Source organism: Spirosoma agri (assembly GCF_010747415.1).
GTDB classification, from domain to species: domain Bacteria; phylum Bacteroidota; class Bacteroidia; order Cytophagales; family Spirosomataceae; genus Spirosoma; species Spirosoma agri.
Window position 1 is genome coordinate 15,819 of the sequence record NZ_JAAGNZ010000005.1, and the last position, 19,285, is coordinate 35,103.

Here is a 19,285-nt window from a genome sequence, read left to right on the forward strand (position 1 = left end):
CGGAAAAACAGATACCCTCGCCGTCGGCAGTGGAGACACTGCCGATTTTTTTGTAGCACCAACATGACCACCGAAACTACGTTCCAGGAACGTCAGCACCAATTTACTGACGCTGAAAAAGCGGCTCACCAGCGACATAATCAACTAGCGTTCTGGCGTCTCATCTGGTTCATAGCCAGTGTTGCCGCTGTTTGGTTACTCATTCGAATCGATCAGCAACTAGGGGCTGTGCTAGCGTTAGTGGTCGGCCTGGCGGGGTTTCTGTTTCTGCTAAAAAAACATCAGGCGATTCGCCATCTACGGGATCAAAATCACCACCTAGCTTTTATCAATCAGGATGAAGCTGCCCGGCTTAAACGGAACTACCTGCGTCCGGAAACCGGTGAGCAGTATGCAAACCCTACCCATGCCTACACAGGTGATCTGGATGTCTTTGGTAAACACTCGCTCTTCCGGCTGTTGAACCGGACGCATACGCATGAAGGCCAGCGGCAATTAGCAGCCTGGCTTCAGGCGGCTGCCGGACCCGATACGGTTGGGCTGCGTCAACAGGCGGCTGCCGAACTGAAATCGAACATTGACTGGCGGCAACAGTTTGAAGCCTTGGCCTATCTGGAAGAGACAATTACCCGTTCGCCCGATGCGCTCGTGAAGTGGGCAACCGCCGAAGTGTCGCCATTACCGGGTTATCTCAATGTCGTACGGTTTGCGTTTCCGGCTGTCACGCTGGGATTATTTGTTGCCTGGCTGACCGGTTATGTGCCCGGCGCGTTTGTGTTGCTGGCACTATTTGTTCAGGGAATCGTACTCAGCCAGACGTCAGCTCGTGCCAAAGATGTGAGTGAGCAGACGGTTGAGATCTCAACGGCCCTTCGTGCATTCCGTGCCTTATTCCAACAGGCCGAACACGTGACTGGTGAAGCTGCGCGGCTGCGAGCGATCAGAGAGGCATTGACGTCGACGGATAAGGGGGCCTCTGAAGCGATCGGGCATTTATCACAATTAACGGAAGGCTTGAATTATCGGCGTAATCCTTATTTCTACCTTCTTTTCGGGATTGCTACGTTATGGGATGTGCATTACCTGTTCCGGCTGGAGCGTTGGCGTAATGAACACGGTCCGCACCTTGGCCGCTGGTTCGATGCACTGGGTGAACTCGAAGCCCTGAATAGTCTGGCTGGTTTTGCCTACGCACATCCGACTTACACAACGCCATCCATCGTTGAGGGGCAGCTTACGCTGGCTATCGAGTCGGCAGCTCACCCTTTGTTGGCGCCGGATCGAAGCATCGCCAATTCACTTACGCTGACTGGTAACGGGCAAACCATATTGATCACCGGCTCCAATATGTCGGGTAAGAGTACCTTTCTGCGTACGGTCGGTGCCAATGTCGTGCTGGCGCTGGCGGGTGCCGTTGTGAGTGCCGACGGCTTTGCCTGCTCGCCCGTACGCGTGTTTACGAGTATGCGTACACATGATTCACTAGAAGAAAGTACATCGTCGTTCTACGCTGAATTAAAGCGTCTTCAGACGCTGATCACACTGTCGAAACAACCGACGACTGCTACCCAGAAACAGATGCCAATGCTGTATTTTCTGGATGAAATTCTGAAAGGCACAAATTCCGCTGACCGCCATCGTGGGGCCGAAGCCTTGATTCGTCAGTTGCACCGGACCACTGCCTCCGGCTTTGTCTCCACGCACGATTTGGAGTTGGGTCAGCTAACCGATTCCAGCGATTTTGTTCGTAACTATCATTTCCAGTCCGATCTGCACAACGGCGAACTGCTGTTCGATTACAAACTTCGTACCGGTATCTGTGAGAGTTTCAACGCCAGTCAGCTTATGCAGGCGATCGGTATTGAAATTGATGCGCTTCAGAAATAGAGCCAGTGCCAGCGTAGTTTTGGCCCGATCTGTAACGTTGGAGCCGGGATTTTTATGTACTTGAAGAGACCCAGCACGAGTCTGGCAGTCGCGCTGCGTGGTTTGAAAAGCTTGATCAGGTTTATATCGGGTGCGATGTACCACTCATGGCGACCACCCAACCCATCGTGGCGGACGCTCCAGCTTTCGGCTTCCAGACCCATCCCTATGGATAGCTGTAACCAGGCTGGCCATGTCTGCCGCCAACGCTGACATCCAAATTGCTTTGGTGAAAATGAGAACCAGTAGGTCTGATTCAGGTAGTCATCAATGGAGAAACGTTGGCGGGGAATACCACGCTCATCGAAGTATTTTGATGTCTGTTGCCAGTAGCTTACTTTCCATTGAGCATCCCGCAGAAATCCCGACCGGTTTTGCGCCATTGGCCAGAACCCACCAAGTGCTCCGGCGGCCACGTCGCGCCAGCTAAAGCCATACGTTGGCGAGTACCCATCTTTCAGTTCGATACCAAGTTCGACGAACGCTGCCGAACCCAGCGCTAGCCATTCGGCCTTACGTTGTGACACACCCGCCCACCGGTAGGCGTTGTAGTAGATTTCCGATACGAAAATACCACCGGTTAGATGAGCTACCTTGTCCAGACCACTCGCGTACGTTAGATCGCGCCCTTCGTCAAAATGAAACGGAACGCCCTTATCGTGCCACCAGGTCCGGTCAAGATACGCGTATGTCGATCCCAGCGTGAGCAGTGAGGTTGCTCCAACAGCCCATAAACGACCTGATTTTGGCTGGACGATAGGAATTTTGCTACTATCAGCTAAGGGCGGAATCGTGTCCGCAGAAAAATGCAGGAGCGATAACAGGAGCAGGACTGTCAAGCTTTCGGTGAATTAAGCGTCAAAATATACAAATTAAGTTACAAAAATTTACTTTGTAATGATATAACACGGGGAAATGGCTTTGAATGTCATGCAGATAGTAGCCGGATTATACTCTTTTGGCTGAGCTGAATCCCAAACAACCAACAGGGCCACTTGTTAACTTTAGAGAAAGCAGTATATTTGCTGACCCAACAAATAGTATGCTTGCATACTATTTGTTAAAGGTTGATTTTGTTGCATTCCGCTAATCACTGCTAGACGCTTTATGATCGCTATAGAAACAAAAAAAGCCTTTCCGAGTGGAAAGGCTTACGTTGAGGTGGTGGTGATGGACGGAATCGAACCGCCGACACAAGGATTTTCAGTCCTTTGCTCTACCAACTGAGCTACATCACCTAAACGTGGGTGCAAAAGTACGTGACCATGTTGATTTTGCAAGCGATTGATCATTAATTTTTCGAATAAACTGTAGTTGCCTGATTTACGGTATTGATTATCAGGCTAGATGCGTATCTAACGAATGGAAATTTTTCAGCAAATTTTGTTTGTCGCGGCACTGGCTGCGACAGCATGGTATATCACCAAACGCATTAAACTCATTGCGAGGGCAATTAATCTCGGTCGACCAGAGAATCGATTTGACCACGCCGACGAACGGTTGAAGACGATGCTGCTCGTCGCCTTTGGGCAGAAGAAGATGTTTGCCAACCCATTGGTGGGTGTCATGCACTTCGTCATATATGCCGGATTCATCATCATCAATCTCGAAATTCTCGAAATCATTCTCGATGGCATTCTGGGCACACACCGATTGTTCGCGCCGTACATTACACCTGTGTATCCAATCCTGATCGACATGTTCGAGGTGCTTGCCTTTGGTGTGCTGGCGGTCTGTGTCGTATTCTTATGTCGTCGGTTTATTGCCCGCGTCAGTCGTTTGCAAGCCAGTCGGCACCGCGAACTACGGGGATGGCCTGTTTCTGATGCAACAATTATCCTAACCGCCGAAATTCTGCTGATGATCGCGTTTCTGACCTGGAATGCGTCCGATAGTGTGCTGCGTGATCGGGGCGTTGGCCACTACGGTGAGTTGCAGGGCATTGTGCCGGACTTCTTAATCAGCCAATACCTCAAACCGCTCTTCACCGGTTTCAGCGATACGGCGCTGGTCGCTTACGAGCGTACGTCGTGGTGGCTGCACATTCTGGGTATTCTGGCTTTTGCGGTATACGTGACCTACTCGAAGCATTTACACATTGCGCTGGGCTTTCCGAACGTTTATTTCTCCGACCTACAGCCCAAAGGCGAAATGCAGAATATGCCCGAAATTACCAAAGAGGTGCAGTTGGCGCTGGGATTACCCGTTACGACCGAGGCTGATGGCGCGCAGGCGAATGATAATGGGGAGCAGCCGCCGGCTGAGGTAGGTCGATTTGGGGCCAAAGACGTGCAGGATCTAAAGTGGATCAACCTTATGAACGCCTATAGCTGTACCGAATGTGGTCGCTGTACGGCAGCCTGTCCGGCCAATATTACCGGTAAAAAGCTATCGCCCCGTAAAATCATGATGGACACCCGCGACCGGCTTGAAGAAATTCAGCAGGGATGGCAAACGAACGGGCCTGACTACCGGGATGAAAAATCGCTGCTGAACGATTACATCACCGCCGAAGAACTCAATGCCTGCACGACCTGTCAGGCGTGTGTCAATGCGTGTCCAATCAATATTAACCCACTGGATATTATCCTGCAATTGCGTCGCTACCGGGTTATGGAAGAATCGCAGGCCCCCGCATCCTGGAACGCTATGTTCAGTAACATTGAAAATAACATGGCACCCTGGAAGTTCTCGCCGAGCGACCGGTTCAATTGGGCCGATCAGGTAAATGACGCTAACTAAGTGCTTGATCTACTCAATCACCGGCCACCGTGGCTGTAAGTGACAGGTAGCGGCCAACAACTAAACATCATGACACAGGAAGTAAAAACATACACGGTTCCGACAATGGCTGATATGGCTGCGTCGGGAGAGGAGCCGGAAATTCTATTTTGGGTCGGTTGTGCTGGCTCTTTCGATGATCGTTACAAACGTGTGACGATCGCCTTCGTGCGCATTCTCAACCATGTCGGCATTAAGTTTGCCGTTCTGGGGCCGGAAGAAGGGTGTACCGGCGATCCGGCCCGTCGGGCGGGGAACGAGTTTTTGTTCCAGATGCAGGCGATGTCGAATATACAGGTACTGAATGGCTATAATGTCAAGAAGATTGTAACGGCTTGCCCGCATTGTTTTAACACGCTCAAGAACGAGTATCCCGAACTGGGCGGGAACTATGACGTGATTCACCATTCGCAGTTTTTGCAGGGCCTCATCAATGAAGGACGCGTGCGAGTAAAGGATGGTGAATCGTTCAAAGGACGACGAATCACGTTCCACGACTCGTGTTACCTTGGCCGGGCCAACAAGGTATACGAAGCGCCCCGCGATGTGCTGGCCGCACTGGATGCTGATCTGGTCGAGATGAAGCGGGTACGGGCCAATGGACTTTGCTGCGGAGCGGGCGGGGGGCAGTATTTCAAAGAACCCGAAGCCGGCAAAAAGGATGTGAACGTTGAACGGGTTGAGGAAGCGTTGGGGACGGGTGCCGATACAATTGCCGTGGCGTGTCCGTTCTGCATGACCATGATGACTGACGGTGTCAAGAATAAGAACAAAGAAGACTCGGTTAGGGTTTACGACATTTCGGAACTGATTGCTCAGGGGCAGGGACTTTAAACGGGGATGAATGTTGTTGATACGTTCCTTGTTGATTAGCTTTAGTACACCAGCAACTCAGTCTCAATTTTTCCTTTAAAAAATGTACGCAGATTTTGATAAACTCCCTGAAACGGCCCGCGTGTGGGTCTACCAGGCGAATCGCTCCCTGTCAAACGAGGAGGTAGCGGCCATTGCTGAAGCTCTCAAACCGGCTCTTAGTCAATGGGCGGCCCACGGTCAGCCATTGCTGGCGTCGGCACTGGTCATTGAAAACCGGTTCGTCGTCGTTGGTGTCGATGAAGGGTATAACCTGCCGAGTGGGTGCTCGATTGATTCATCCGTACGGACGTTGCAGGAAATTGGTCGCCAGCTCAGCGATGGCATTAATGCCGTTGATTTCTTCGATCGTTCAGCGGCTGTTCAGGCGGCCGATGGTTCGGTTGCAACCTACCCACTATCGACAATTAAAGAGGCCGTTGCCGATGGTTCATTAACGCCGGATACTACGGTTTTTAACACGCTGGTTAAAACCAAAGCGGAGTTTTTGTCAGCGTGGCATGTCAGAGCTGCTGATTCTTGGCTAAAGCGTTATTTTAAATCTATACCTGCGTAACGTACGTAGATAGACGGGCCAATCAGCCGCTTACCAATTTGTTGGTAGCGGCTGATTGGCGTTAACAGCAAAGAAGTTTGAAACGTTCACTGCCAAATCGTCATATTCGATTGATTTTGAGCTTTGTTTTGAACAAAGGAGTGATTTTTGCAGTCCAACTCAAATAAGGCTCTACGAATTGGTTGTGTATAATTATTGAATTCGTTGAGTATTGCCGACGGTAGAAGGCAATTAACTCTTACTTTTATGGCGACCATACAAGAAGCTATGTCAGATACGCCCACTCGCGACGACGACCAATTGCTACCCGAAGGCGATTCGATAGACCAGCCTTCGGCCGATACTCCTGCCCGCGGTTATACCGATGAGCAGAAATATCGGATTTTCAACAAGGAGTTTATGCCCCACATCGACTCCATGTACAACTTTGCTTTTCGCCTGACAACTGACGAGGACGATGCCAACGATCTCGTGCAGGATACCTATCTAAAGGCATTTCGGTTTATTTCATCGTTTGAGCAAGGAACTAACGCTAAAGCATGGCTGTTTCGGATACTGAAGAACAGCTTCATTAACGATTACCGGAAAAAGAGTAAGGAGCCAGCCAAAGTAGATTATCAGGACGTAGAAACCACCTACAATTCTGAAGATGCCGAAGCTGAACACACCGTCGACCTGCGGGCCGAGTCTGTTTCCGATCTGATTGGTGATGAAGTAGCAACAGCACTAAACTCGTTGCCGGTTGATTTTCGGACGGTAATTATTCTGTGCGATATTGAAGGGTTCACCTATGAGGAAATGGCCAAGATTTTGGATATTCCTATTGGCACCGTTCGATCTCGCTTACACCGCGCCCGGAACCTGTTGAAAGAAAAATTGCGTGATTACGCATCGTCAATGGGATATAATGAAGAAAATGAAGAATAACCGAACTATTTCTACACATATCTTGGTTCTGCTAGTAACTTAACGTATTATTATTCTTGGAATAAATTAGACTTTTCCAATGCAAACGTCGTTGCCATCCTCATCTTCATCTAACGCACAGCCCGAGATGAAAGAACATTGCGGTCACAGTACGGACTGCCTGAAGATGATTCAATTAATTCTGGATGGGGAAGCCACCGAGCAACAACTCGCCAGATTAAAAGTCAATCTTGAATCCTGCAAACCTTGTATCGAGATGTATCACCTCGAGAAAGAAGTAAAAGAGTTATTGACAAAACGAATGGAAAAGCGGTGCTGTCCTGAGCAGTTAGTAGCAACGATAAAATCCAAAATTCTGACTTTTAGTTAGTAATCACTATACTGATTAGGGTAATTAAGGGAATGCCTTCAACAGCAGCCTTAATTACCCTAATTTATTTTTCAATTAACTCATTACCCACTTGGACGGCAAACTTATCATTTTCTCTGCCCCTTCCGGTTCCGGAAAAACTACCATTGTTAAGCATCTGCTAGCCGAGAACACGAATCTCGGTTTTTCCATTTCGGCCTGTACCCGCGACCGGCGGGGCAGAAGCGAAGAAAATGGCAAGGATTATTACTTCCTGACACCGGAGGATTTTAAGCAAAAGATAGACGGTGGCGAGTTTGTCGAATGGGAAGAAGTATATACGGGCGCTTTCTACGGTACACTGAAATCAGAGATTGAACGCGTGTGGGCAACCGGCAAACATGTTCTGTTCGATGTGGACGTGCAAGGTGGCTTGAAGTTGAAAGACTATTACGGTGAAAAAGCACTGGCCGTGTTCGTGCAGGTTCCGGATGAAGAAACGCTGCGTCAACGACTGATCGGACGCGGTTCGGAAACCGAAGAGAGCCTGTCGAAGCGATTATTTAAAGTGCACTTCGAGATGAGTTTCAAAAATCGCTTCGACGTAATCCTGGTCAATGATGACCTGGAAACATCGCTCAATAAAGCGCAGAAACTTGTCGATGATTTTGTTCAGAAGAACGAAGTGCCCGCCAAAGGCGCTATTCTTTAAACCGATCTTGCCCGGTCGCTCCGGTGGGATTGTTCCGTAAGAACAGACAGCATTAGAGCGATTTGGCAAAACTGTTAATTCTACCACTGCTTTGCGTATCGGCTTATTTTTTGGCTCGTTCAATCCTATTCACATTGGTCACCTGATCATTGCCAATACCATGGCGACGACGACCGATCTGGAGCAGGTTTGGTTTGTGGTGTCGCCCCAAAATCCTTTCAAGAAGACGAAAAGTTTACTGCATGAGTTTGACCGGCTCGATATGGTCGAACGCGCTATTGCCGACAACAGCCGTCTGAAGGCCACGAATATTGAGTTTTCGATGCCCAAACCCAGCTTTACGATCGATACGCTAACGCGATTGACTGAAAAATACCCGCAGCATACGTTTACGCTGATTATGGGCGAGGATAACTTGGAGCAGTTCGCGAATTGGAAAAACTACGACAAGATTCTGGACTACTACGGCCTATACGTTTATCCGCGACCCAAGGCGTTAGAAAGTGCATTCAAAACGCATCCGAAAGTCAAGCTGGTCGAATCGCCCCTGCTGGATATATCGGCGACATTTATCCGAAACTGCATTCGGGCCAATCGCTCAATCCGATACATGGTGCCGGAGGTGGTAGAAGAGATGATCACGCGCAAAAAGTTTTTCCTCTAAGCAAAAACGCCCCGATCCTGTCCGTATCACGGCAAACCATTCTGGAATGTGATCTCAGTGGCCAGGCCAATGGCGCTCATTCGGATAGCAACGGAGCGGCTGTCTGATTTGATACCCGGACCATCGCAGTGCGTTCCTTTCTCCAGAAAATAGATATAAAATTTCTGATTTCGATCTTCGATCTGGTTAATGTCCGGGCGACCGAGCAGATCACCGATTGTGTTTGCCCGTTTGCCTTTCAGATTCTGAATCTCAGCCTTAAAATCAGGAACGAGCGTAGCGCGAACGCCATTGCAGCCACCCCGATCTCCTCGCCATTTTTTCAAATCCAGCTTGCCGAACTGATCAGGTACGGCATCACAACTTGATGCCAAGAGCGTTATCAATACCAGAAATCCAATTCTCATTGTGTGTATCGTTAAACCATCAAGCCGCCAAACACACAGAGTCAATAGAAACTGCTGCCTTGCTGGTGGCTTGACGTCCTTTACTTTTCGTTATAGAGTACCTGCAACAGCGTTTGACCAACGGCTTTGAGCGTACCCCGGTCGATGTTCGTCATATCGTCTTCGGCGGTGTGCCAGGCGGGAAAAAATCCGCCCGTCCCAATATTGGTATGAATAATATCGATCATCGGAATCTTGGCGATCGTATTCGGAGCCACGTGGTCGTCTGTGATCTGACCACCCTGCGTATCCACAAAATACTGACTGTAGCCAGCCTGACTGGCGGTTTGCCAAACGTTATTAACAACCGTCGGGGCGAATTGCATGGATAAACCCTCTTTCGCGAAGGTAGCGTTTTTAGCCCCTACCATGTCCAGCAAAATACCGTAGTAAGCGGAGTAGCCGGGTTTATGCAGGTTTTTAGACCAATAGCGCGAGCCTAAGCAAAAACCAATGTAATCGTACTGATTACCGCTTTCTTTTTCGAAGTCATTCGCTGCTTTTTCACCATTGCCCCAGTCTTCGGCGTCGAAGAAAATAAGATCGATGCCAACGGATAGCTTTTGTTGGCTCTGCTGGATGGTACGGGCCAGTTCGAGCAACACGCCCACGCCACTGGCTCCGTCATTGGCCGCTGTAACCGGTTTAGTCTTGTCGGCGGCATCTTCGTCCTGATCAGCATGTGGGCGCGAATCCCAGTGTGAGGCCAGCACAATGCGCTTTGCGGCTTTGGGATTGATGCTGCCGATTATGTTGCGGGCATTCAGTTTTTTGCCATCCCACGTCGTTGCCACAAAATTCTGCTCGATCACCTCACAGCCGAATTGTTTCAGCTTGGCCGCAAGGTAATTGCCCGTCTGAACGTGGGCGGGCGTGTTTGGTACGCGTGGTCCAAACTTCACCTGTTGGTCAATGTAGGTGTAAGCAGAGTCCGCGTTGAAAGCGGGAGCCGCTACCCTGGCCGACTGTTCAGTAGTCTGAGTGGCATCGCTCTGGCTCTGTTTGGTTTTACAAGCGCCAGCGGTCACCAGCAGAAGCGCTATTGAGTAGCTTAAAATAGAGTTAGTCATTATAAAAAGTCTCGGATGGCGTGTTGCCAACCGCTTTTGCCTCGCAACGATCAGCAACACGCTGATTCTGTCCTTATTCTTCGTAAGCCCAGTCGATCTGGTGTTTCATGTCTTTGATAGCCAGTCCCTGCGCCTTGAAATACGAACGAATCTGGTCTACTTTATCGTACTGTTTCTGCTCTTTATACTCACGATAAAGTGTCAGCAGACCCTCCAGTACCGGCTGGTTATCCGTACCTTCTTCCAGTAAGCCCAACACATCCTGCATGAACCGTACGAACGACTCCTTGAGCAAATTGAAGACCTCTTCGCCCAGGGTGGCCGACTGAAGCTGGTTCAGGTAGATCATGTTGATGTACTTCAACAGGCTGAATAACTGCGCAATACCAACGGCGGTATTGAGATCGTCGTTCATGGCGTCGTAAAACTGCTGCACTGCCTGCCGAATGTCCTGTTGCTTTTCCTCACTTGGGGTAATGGACTCGTCAGCCTGGTAGGTCAGCGTCTTGACGACGCGTAAACCGTTCGCCAGCCGTCGATAGCCCTTCTGGGCCGCCTTGAGCGCGTCATTCGAAAAATCGAGCGTACTGCGGTAGTGGGACTGGAGCATAAAGAAACGAACCGTCATGGGACTGTACGGTTGCTCCAACAGGTAATGACTACCCGCGAACAGTTCAGAAGGCAAAAATGAGTTGCCGAGCGACTTTGACATTTTCTGCCCGTTGACGGTCAGCATATTCGAGTGCATCCAGTAGCGGACAGGATCGTGACCGGTCAGGCCATCGCCCTGCGCAATTTCGCATTCGTGGTGCGGAAATTTCAAATCCATACCACCCCCGTGAATGTCAAACTGCTTGCCCAGGTATTTGGTGCTCATGCAGGTACATTCAAGGTGCCAGCCCGGAAAACCGGCACCCCAAGGCGAATTCCAGCGCATCAGGTGCTCGGGAGCGGCCCGTTTCCAGAGGGCAAAATCGAGCGGGCTCCGCTTTTCAGACTGCCCGTCCAACTCTCGGGTCTCGTTCAGCAGATCGTCCAGAATCCGGCCAGACAGCTTGCCGTAGTTACCACCCCGCTTGTTGTAGGTCTCAATGTCAAAATAAACAGAACCGTTCGATTCGTACGCCAGGCCGTTGTCCAGCAAGGTTTGCACCGCTTCGATCTGTTCGACCATATGGCCGGTAGCGGTCGGTTCAATGCTCGGCGGGATGGTATTGAACTGCGCCATCACGGTATGAAAATCATTCGTGAAACGCTGCACAATTTCCATCGGCTCAACTTTTTCCAGCTTCGCCATACGACCGATCTTATCCTCACCATCGTCGCCATCCCCAACTAGGTGGCCCACATCGGTCAGGTTACGGACGTAGCGGACTTTGTAGCCGATAAACGTCAGATACCGGTATAGCGTGTCGAACGTCAGGAAGGTACGTACGTTGCCCAGGTGGACATAATTATAGACCGTGGGGCCACAGACGTACATGCCAACATAAGGCGGACTCAGGGGCTCAAACAGTTCTTTTTTACGAGAAAGCGTATTGTGTAGGTGTAGTGGTTGCATCGGCTTCGTGCTAGTTCAGAACACAGATAAAGGAGTCAACGTGCCGGATCGGCAGTTTGGCGAGCGTAAGCGGGCTATCAACAACAGTGAGCCGCGGAATTGAGGATTTCCTGTATCAACATGGTAAAAATGTTCGTGTTCCTACCGGCGAAGTTACGGATTGTTCGGCGGAAAACGGATGCCTGACTGACACAGCCCGAATCCTTTTGGTTATATTCGCATTTTGTTTCGAAAAATTTACCGTTCAGGTTCCGGAATGCAGGTTGTTGAGGTTGGCACGAACGCCAGATACCAGAAAGAATTTATTGAGTTTCCCGTGCGGCTTTATCGGAGCGATCCGAACTGGATTCGGCCGCTGGATACGGACGTTGATGAAGTATTCGATCCAACCCGCAACAAGCGATTTGAGCACGGCGAATGCATTCGCTATCTGATCCTGAACGACAAAAGCGAAACCATTGGACGGGTGGCCGCTTTTGTGGATTACGAAATTGCCAATCTGGACAATGATCAGCCAACCGGCGGGCTAGGCTTTTTTGAGTGTATCGAGAATCAGGAGGCAGCCTTTGCCCTGTTCAACGCCGGGAAAGCCTGGTTGCAAAGCCGTGGTATGGAAGCTATGGATGGTCCGATCAATTTTGGCGACCGCGACCGCTGGTGGGGATTGCTCGTCGATGGATTCGATCGGGAGCCCAACTACTGCATGCCCTACACCAAGCCCTACTACATTCCTTTTTTCGAGAACTACGGGTTTAAGGACTATTTCAAGCAGTTCACGTTTGGTATTCCGACGACATGGGCGAAACTGGTCGACATGTCGCAGTCGGTGAAGGACCGGGCCCAACGCGTGTACGACAATCCGGATTACAGTTTTCGGACGATCGATAAAAAACAGTTGCCCGCTGCGGCCCAGCAGTTCCGGCATATCTACAATGCGGCCTGGGGCGGGCACAGTGGCGTCAAAGAGATGTCGGCGGAACAGGCGGAACTGCTGATGCAGAAGCTTAAACCCGTTATCGACGATAAAATTATTTACTTCGCTTATTATCAGGATGAACCGGTTGCTTTTTTCGTTTGTCTGCCCGAGTTGAATCAAGTATTCAAACACGTCAATGGTAAGCTCGATCTGATCGGTAAACTGAAGTTTTTGTGGCATATGCTGCTGAAAACGAATCGCAAAGCGTTTGGTGTTGTGTTCGGTGTCTCGCCCGAGCATCAGGGAAAGGGCGTTGAAGCCGCCATCGCATTACGGATGCCCTACGAAGCCGATCATAATCCGAACTTTCAGTATACCGAGCTGGAAATGAACTGGGTTGGCGATTTCAATCCGATCATGGCGCGCTTTGTAAGCCAGCTAGGATCAAAAATTGTCAAAACGCACATCACGTACCGTAAGCTGTTCGACGAGACAAAACCCTTTAAACGTTGCCCGGTAATTGGGCGCAGAAAGTAATTTTTGGTAGGTTGGTGCATTGACAATCAGATAAGTAGGCTGGTGGATCAACAGGCCGCAGACCAGTAACGACAAACAATAATCACTAAAAAATGAGCTTACTTACCGTTGGTTCCGTGGCATTCGATGCGCTGGAAACCCCGTTTGGCAAAACCGACAAAATTATTGGCGGTTCTGGTACCTATATTGCGCTTTCGGCGTCTTATTTCACTAAAGATAACAACCTGGTTGCTGTTGTCGGTGACGATTTTCCGCAGGCTACGATCGATGACTTCAACCAGCACGGTATCAATACGGAAGGATTGCAGGTTCGGGCGGGGGAAAAAACGTTCTTCTGGTCAGGCAAATATCACAACGATATGAACAGCCGCGATACGCTGGAAACCCAACTGAATGTGCTGGAGCATTTTGATCCAATCATTCCGGAAGCTTACCAAAATTGCTCATACCTGATGTTGGGCAACAGTACGCCATCTGTCCAGAAAACGGTTATCGAGCGACTACGGAACCGTCCGAAACTAATTGTACTCGACACGATGAACCTGTGGATCTCGATCGCAAACGATGATCTGATGAGCGTGCTTAAACTTGTGGATATACTGGTTGTCAACGACGAAGAAGCCCGTCAGCTAACGAACGAGTATTCGCTGGTCAAGGCTGCGGCCAGGATTCAGGCGATGGGACCGAAGACAGTCATCATTAAAAAAGGCGAACACGGTGCTTTGCTATTTAGCGAAGGCCGCACCTTCTTTGCGCCCGCCTTACCACTCGAAGAAGTATTTGATCCAACCGGCGCGGGCGATACGTTTGTGGGTGGCTTCATTGGCTATCTGGCGAAAACCGATGACGCATCGTTCGACAACATGAAACGAGCCATCATTTACGGATCAGCTATGGCGTCGTTCTGCGTCGAGAAATTTGGGGCCGAGCGGATAATGAATCTGACGGCGGATGAAATCAAGACGCGGGTTAACGAATTTATAACGTTGTCGGCTTTTGGCCTGGAAAGTTAGACTGAATAGATGAATGGTTGATAGCTCCTAAAGTAAGTGCCCAGACACCCGGTTTAAGAGCTATCAACCATTTGGTTAAAATTAGTAAACGTTGATTGTATTTGTTACTATTTTTACCTGATTGAAAATACTTAGGCATAAAATTTGAGTATATATTGATTATAATTGCGCCGAATTAGTGAGTGCCCGTGAAGATGGCTTAATCAACAAGCAGTAATGATTATACTATACCTGATCTACCTCGTTTTTTTAAGCTATCTGGCGCTTAGCGTATTTTATTTGGCTGTATTTGCGGTTGCCGGCCGTTTTGGCCGCGCCGATGATCGATACCAGCCCGGTCAGGTCCGGGACTTTGGAAAGATAGGTGTTTTAATCCCTGCTTATAAAGAAGACGCCGTTATCGTCGACTCCGTAAGGGCTAATCTAGCCCAAGGCTACCCTGCCGACCGCTTCGAACTGATTGTAATAGCCGATTCATTCCAGCCCCATACCCTTGAGTTGCTGGCGACGTTGCCAATTCGAGTCATTGAGGTTTCGTTTGAGGTATCAACCGTATCGAAGGCTATCAACGCAGCCCTCGCGCAGATACCAGATCATCAGTACGATATTTTAGTGGTGTCAGATGCTGATAATCACATGGCAACTGATTTTCTGAGTCGTATCAATACCGCTTTCTCTCAAGGATGGAAGGCCGTTCAGGGACACCGGGTTGCCAAAAATACAGAGACCAGTGTGGCAGTACTAGATGCCATTAGCGAAGAAATAAACAATTACATATTCAGGAAAGGCAGTCGGGCGCTGGGTCTGGCTTCGTCAATTATTGGTTCCGGAATGGCCTTCGACCCGGTTTTGATGAAAAGGGGGATGGCTAGTCTGCACACGATGGGTGGGTATGACAAGGAGCTGGAAATGAACATTGTGCTGAGCGGCCATAAGATAGGCTACCTGGAAGATGCCTTTGTGTATGATGAAAAAGTAGCCCAGCAGGCCGTATTCGAAAACCAGCGTACGCGCTGGATTGCTGCCCAATGGCAGTTTCTGAAGTTCTATTTCAGACGTGGCGTAACCGAACTGGTGAATGGGCGAATGGCCAGTGCATTTAAAGTTATTCAGGCGCTTGTGCTGCCCAGAGTGATATTACTTGGTGTGCTTCTCGCTTGTACGCTCCTGGGTTTGCTCAGCGCTGATTCCACATTCCTGATTCTTCCTCTTACATCGCTGCTGCTATTGGTTTTCAGTTTGATCATTGCTGTTCCCGGCTACCTGTGGAAACGGGTTACCATGCGTGAAGTCATGCTGATTCCGGTGTTGATGCTGCGTTTTGCACGTGCTATTTTCAACATTCGGAAAGCGTTCAAAAGCTTTATGCACACGCCCCATACCAGCACGCCCGACAAACCAACCGATACGGTGCGAATGTCCTGACAATAACGCTGGGTGTAGAGCTATACATCTTTATGTAGTAAACGCGGCAAAACAGCCGTACTCATAGCTTACTTTATCGTATAATTAAGTTACAGTAAGTGAACTAAAGCAGCGTAGATTTGCTGGTTTCGTCCCGTTTCAGTTGCTCACCTTTCTACATGAATTTCAGGTAACAGGGTAACGATTAATTCGGGTATCACGATATAATACTAAATAAGTCGAAACGTACAGTGTGACACAGTGAGCAAATAACCGTCAAAAGTTTACGAGAGTCTACTATATGAACAGATAAACTAGTAAATCTGAATCATAACGATAGATTTTAAGCTAATTTGTAAACATTTGCGTTTCGCTTTTTGAGGTTGAGGAGGTTAGATTGTTGCTAAATGCAAACTTTTTTCTAAAATGAATATTTACCTTTATCGAATTTCGTTAATAATTTATTCCCGAAGTATTCCGATTTTGTTGCTTAGTCTACTGATATCGTCAGTAGGTGTAGCCCAGAAAGCGAATGGTAGAAGGCTCATGATGTTTGGGCAATCGGCTGGACTCGCTAATGACACAGTTTACCTGGACATTGATCAGGATATCGCTGTTCAACTGCTTCCGTTTGATGAGTTGGTGAAAATAGCGGTAACAAATTCACCCTTGATTAAATACCAGAATGAAATTGCCAATTCGCTGAATTCGAGTTACCAGGGAACAAAGGCACAGATTCTACAGAATGTTGGGGGATCGGCGAGTTACTCAGCGGGTAATCAGTCAATCGTTTCCTCCGGCGCATTGATAACGAGCCGGGACCCGATCGGTCAGATTGCAAATGGCTACCGAGTGGGTGTCGACATGCGGGTATCGTTATATGATTTGTTTGGCCGTAAGCATCAGATCCGTCAGGCTTATTCAAACTACCGGGCGGCTGTTATTCAGAAAGAAACGGTTGAACAGCAATTGAAACGCGAATTGATCGTGCTATACCAGGACATGATTACCTCGCAGCAGATTCTAAAGCTTCGGCTCGTGGACGAACAGGCTTCGCTGGCTGCTTACCGGATCGCCGAGGTTGAGACGCAGAAAGGGAAAATAACGGCTGATTTGCTGGCCAGTGCCACGAGTCGGTATATAGAGACCAAAACTATAACTGAACAGGTCAAAGGAGAATTTCTAAAAAATGTTCACATCTTCGAAACGTTGATGGGCGCCCCCATTCAACGATTGAAGCGTAACTAATCGAATTGTATGACAATCGAGGTATTTCTGCGGCTCCTGAAACAGCATATACTCTGGTTCATTTTGATCCCTTGCGTAACGGCGGGTACGGCGTATTACGTCACCAGGGATGAGGTTAAGGTCTATAAGTCTGAAGCCACACTCTATACGGGTTTGGTTTCCCGGTATTCGTTACTTTCGGATAAGCAATCTGGGTTCGTCGACCGATCTTCCAGCGCAATCGATAATATTCTAACTACACTGAACTCAAAAGAGACGCTGTTGCAGATTGGCATTGATCTGCTGACTGATCACCTCCGGCTTCAGCAACCTGATACGTTAGTACTGGCAGATGCTGGCTTTCAGCAACTCCGTCAGTCGATTCCGCCGACGTGGCAAAACTTGCTACTCATGGACGGTGACTCTGCTCACCTGCGCCAGCTTGTGGATAGTCTGGCCCGTAGCCCTTACGATAATCCGGTGAAGACACTCCTTATAAAGTCGGATTCGTATTATTCCATTCAGATAATGGGCGAAAAATTAAAGGCTACAGCCCGGAAGAACACCAACGACGTGCTGACCATGGAGTACGAGTCTGATGATCCGGCGGTGGCACAGCATACGCTGTTGTATGCCATTAAGGCATTGAACAAGCGCTACTCGAACCTGAAAACGTCTGAAACGAACTCGGTTGTTGGCTATTACGAAGAAAAATTACAGAAAGCGAAGCAGGCACTTGCCCAGGCTGAAGCGAATCTACGCTCGTTCAACACCAGCCATAAGGTGTTGAACTACGAAGAGGAAGCCAGTAACGTAGCCACTTCTCGGGAAGATCTCATCAAAGAATACAACGAAGAGTTGATGCGTAAAAACGCAGCCAAAGCAGCTCTCGATGCGCTCAACAAACGAATGACGCAGCAGGGCACCATGAATGTGGCAAATGCTGATCTGAATGACAAGCAGAAAAAGCTAAGCGAGGCTGAAAACAAATTATCCAATGCGCGCGCCTATGGTCAGCCTAAAAACGTGATCAGCAAATTGCAGGAAGGTGTTGCCAAAGCAGCGGATGACCTGAAAGCCAGCGCGTTGAAATACGATGCGGCTACGAATGCATCGGATGGCGTTCCGGCTCAGGCGATGGCTAGCGATCGGTTGGCCAAATCGCTGGAATATGAAGAGTCAGTTGCCCGTCTGGAGCTGTATAAAAAACGGATGGGCGAGTACCAGGCGAAAACAAATGAGTATACGCCCCTGGGATCACAACTTCGTCAGTTGCAGCGGGAAATGAGTATTGCGGAAAAAGAATACCTTGATTTATTACAACAGGTCGAACAGTCGCAAACTCGTCGTCAGGATATTGCCATCGGCGGAACGCTGGAAATAATGGATGCGCCTAGTTATCCGTTAAGTGCCCAGGTGTCAAAGCGGGTTCAGCTGATTGCTATCGGCGCCGGGGTTGGCCTTTTTATCGCTCTGTTGCTTACGGCTATACGTTTCTGGCTGGACAAAGGAATTCATTCGCCTGAACAGGCTGAGTCATTAATTGGAATACCGGTTTCGGCACTATTTCCAACGGTTAAGAAACCGAACGTCTTCTCGAAAGCGACGATGGCTTCGCGGAACATGTTCGAACAGTTGTTCAACAGCGTCAACATTGAGATTGCGCAGGCGACTGCCAAGCCATTTCCGCCAATTATTACGCTATTCAGTATTGGGTCTAAACAGGGAAAAACCTGGGTAGCCAATGGGTTGAATCAGCTCTACGCCGAGGCCGACCAGCATGTGGCTTACTGTTATCCGCGTGTAACCGGTAAGGAGCAGCGTGAGATGATCAATGGCATCGCTTATTTTCCTTACACCGTTCGTCCTGATTTTATGAACGTTACGGGTCTGGAATATCTGATTGACTACAATCAGGGATTTGATGCGTCTCAGTTCGACCGGATCGTACTCGAATTGCCACCGCTGCTGACGAACCAGCTTCCGGTTTATCTACTCAAAAATAGTGTTCTGTCGCTGCTTGTCGTTGACGCTAACAGCGCCTGGGCACGGGCAGAAAAGCAGTTGTTCAGTTTGTATGTACGGATAACCAATCAACCGATCCTACTCATATTGAATCGTGTTGAGGATAATTATATCGACATTCCCGGACAGGCTGATATCAGACAGGCACCCGCCAGAGTAGAGCGTTCGGTGATGTCGCAGCGTAATAGTTCTTAGCGTACGCTCACGGGAGATTCGCTTGTGCATTGCATCAGAATGCCAGGCTTCTGTAGCACACGATTGGTAGTGGAATCAGGTGGTTGCCGGTTCCTGATTTGAT

At 49.1% G+C, this 19,285-nt stretch carries 17 protein-coding genes and 1 tRNA gene; 13 read left to right on the top strand and 5 right to left on the bottom strand.

Features of this window, described 5'->3' with window-relative positions; translation table 11 throughout:
* Nucleotides 1-63: 63 nt before the first annotated feature.
* On the top strand, nucleotides 64-1,887 hold the full coding sequence (locus GK091_RS26465; RefSeq protein ID WP_164043754.1) for a MutS-related protein: 1,824 nt from the start codon (nucleotides 64-66) through the stop codon (nucleotides 1,885-1,887).
* On the opposite strand, the gene GK091_RS26470 is transcribed toward GK091_RS26465, so the two are convergent.
* Both GK091_RS26470 and GK091_RS26475 read right to left on the bottom strand, forming a co-directional pair.
* Entirely contained in the window at nucleotides 1,878-2,765 is an 888-nt protein-coding gene (locus tag GK091_RS26470; protein WP_164043755.1) for a DUF2279 domain-containing protein, read from the bottom strand. The genes GK091_RS26465 and GK091_RS26470 overlap by 10 nt on opposite strands.
* Nucleotides 2,766-3,088: 323 nt before the next feature.
* A tRNA-Phe gene (locus GK091_RS26475) sits at nucleotides 3,089-3,164 on the bottom strand.
* 124 nt (nucleotides 3,165-3,288) lie between these two features.
* Between GK091_RS26475 and GK091_RS26480 the strand changes: the two genes are divergently transcribed.
* The 7 genes from GK091_RS26480 to nadD all read left to right on the top strand — a co-directional run bounded on the left by GK091_RS26480 (nucleotide 3,289) and on the right by nadD (nucleotide 8,788).
* A complete protein-coding gene (locus GK091_RS26480) occupies nucleotides 3,289-4,668 on the top strand; it encodes a 4Fe-4S dicluster domain-containing protein (protein WP_164043756.1) in 1,380 nt (459 codons plus the stop codon).
* 69 nt (nucleotides 4,669-4,737) lie between these two features.
* On the top strand, nucleotides 4,738-5,541 hold the full coding sequence (locus tag GK091_RS26485) for a (Fe-S)-binding protein (RefSeq protein ID WP_164043757.1): 804 nt from the start codon (nucleotides 4,738-4,740) through the stop codon (nucleotides 5,539-5,541).
* A gap of 82 nt (nucleotides 5,542-5,623) precedes the next feature.
* Nucleotides 5,624-6,136, top strand: coding sequence for a hypothetical protein (locus tag GK091_RS26490; protein ID WP_164043758.1), 513 nt, complete (start codon nucleotides 5,624-5,626; stop codon nucleotides 6,134-6,136).
* A gap of 246 nt (nucleotides 6,137-6,382) precedes the next feature.
* Complete coding sequence (locus tag GK091_RS26495) at nucleotides 6,383-7,063, top strand: sigma-70 family RNA polymerase sigma factor (protein WP_246202437.1); 681 nt, start codon at nucleotides 6,383-6,385, stop codon at nucleotides 7,061-7,063.
* Between the two features lie 127 nt (nucleotides 7,064-7,190).
* A complete protein-coding gene (locus GK091_RS26500; RefSeq protein WP_164043861.1) occupies nucleotides 7,191-7,433 on the top strand; it encodes a hypothetical protein in 243 nt (80 codons plus the stop codon).
* A 91-nt stretch (nucleotides 7,434-7,524) separates the two neighbouring features.
* On the top strand, nucleotides 7,525-8,124 hold the full coding sequence (gene gmk / locus GK091_RS26505) for a guanylate kinase (RefSeq protein ID WP_164043759.1): 600 nt from the start codon (nucleotides 7,525-7,527) through the stop codon (nucleotides 8,122-8,124).
* A 91-nt stretch (nucleotides 8,125-8,215) separates the two neighbouring features.
* Complete coding sequence (gene nadD, locus GK091_RS26510; RefSeq protein WP_164043760.1) at nucleotides 8,216-8,788, top strand: nicotinate (nicotinamide) nucleotide adenylyltransferase; 573 nt, start codon at nucleotides 8,216-8,218, stop codon at nucleotides 8,786-8,788.
* A 26-nt stretch (nucleotides 8,789-8,814) separates the two neighbouring features.
* On the opposite strand, the gene GK091_RS26515 is transcribed toward nadD, so the two are convergent.
* The 3 genes from GK091_RS26515 to cysS all read right to left on the bottom strand — a co-directional run bounded on the left by GK091_RS26515 (nucleotide 8,815) and on the right by cysS (nucleotide 11,865).
* Complete coding sequence (locus tag GK091_RS26515; RefSeq protein ID WP_164043761.1) at nucleotides 8,815-9,195, bottom strand: hypothetical protein; 381 nt, start codon at nucleotides 9,193-9,195, stop codon at nucleotides 8,815-8,817.
* Nucleotides 9,196-9,275: 80 nt separating this feature from the next.
* Nucleotides 9,276-10,304 carry a M28 family peptidase gene (locus GK091_RS26520; RefSeq protein WP_164043762.1) on the bottom strand — a complete coding sequence of 343 codons (1,029 nt, stop codon included), beginning with the start codon at nucleotides 10,302-10,304 and terminating at the stop codon, nucleotides 9,276-9,278.
* 73 nt (nucleotides 10,305-10,377) lie between these two features.
* Nucleotides 10,378-11,865 (bottom strand): cysteine--tRNA ligase, encoded by a 1,488-nt coding sequence (cysS, locus tag GK091_RS26525; RefSeq protein ID WP_164043763.1) that lies wholly within the window; start codon nucleotides 11,863-11,865, stop codon nucleotides 10,378-10,380.
* 256 nt (nucleotides 11,866-12,121) lie between these two features.
* On the opposite strand from cysS, the gene GK091_RS26530 reads away from it, so the two are divergent.
* The 5 genes from GK091_RS26530 (at nucleotide 12,122) to GK091_RS26550 (ending at nucleotide 19,182) form a co-directional block, all read left to right on the top strand.
* Nucleotides 12,122-13,318: a hypothetical protein gene (locus GK091_RS26530; RefSeq protein WP_164043764.1), complete on the top strand. Its 1,197-nt coding sequence runs from the start codon at nucleotides 12,122-12,124 to the stop codon at nucleotides 13,316-13,318.
* 92 nt (nucleotides 13,319-13,410) lie between these two features.
* Nucleotides 13,411-14,331: a PfkB family carbohydrate kinase gene (locus tag GK091_RS26535; RefSeq protein WP_164043765.1), complete on the top strand. Its 921-nt coding sequence runs from the start codon at nucleotides 13,411-13,413 to the stop codon at nucleotides 14,329-14,331.
* Between the two features lie 216 nt (nucleotides 14,332-14,547).
* Nucleotides 14,548-15,756: a glycosyltransferase gene (locus GK091_RS26540; RefSeq protein WP_170312811.1), complete on the top strand. Its 1,209-nt coding sequence runs from the start codon at nucleotides 14,548-14,550 to the stop codon at nucleotides 15,754-15,756.
* Nucleotides 15,757-16,161: 405 nt separating this feature from the next.
* On the top strand, nucleotides 16,162-16,983 hold the full coding sequence (locus tag GK091_RS26545) for a TolC family protein (RefSeq protein ID WP_164043766.1): 822 nt from the start codon (nucleotides 16,162-16,164) through the stop codon (nucleotides 16,981-16,983).
* Between the two features lie 9 nt (nucleotides 16,984-16,992).
* Nucleotides 16,993-19,182, top strand: a complete 2,190-nt coding sequence (locus GK091_RS26550) for a GumC family protein (protein WP_164043767.1) — start codon at nucleotides 16,993-16,995, stop codon at nucleotides 19,180-19,182.
* Nucleotides 19,183-19,285: the final 103 nt, after the last annotated feature.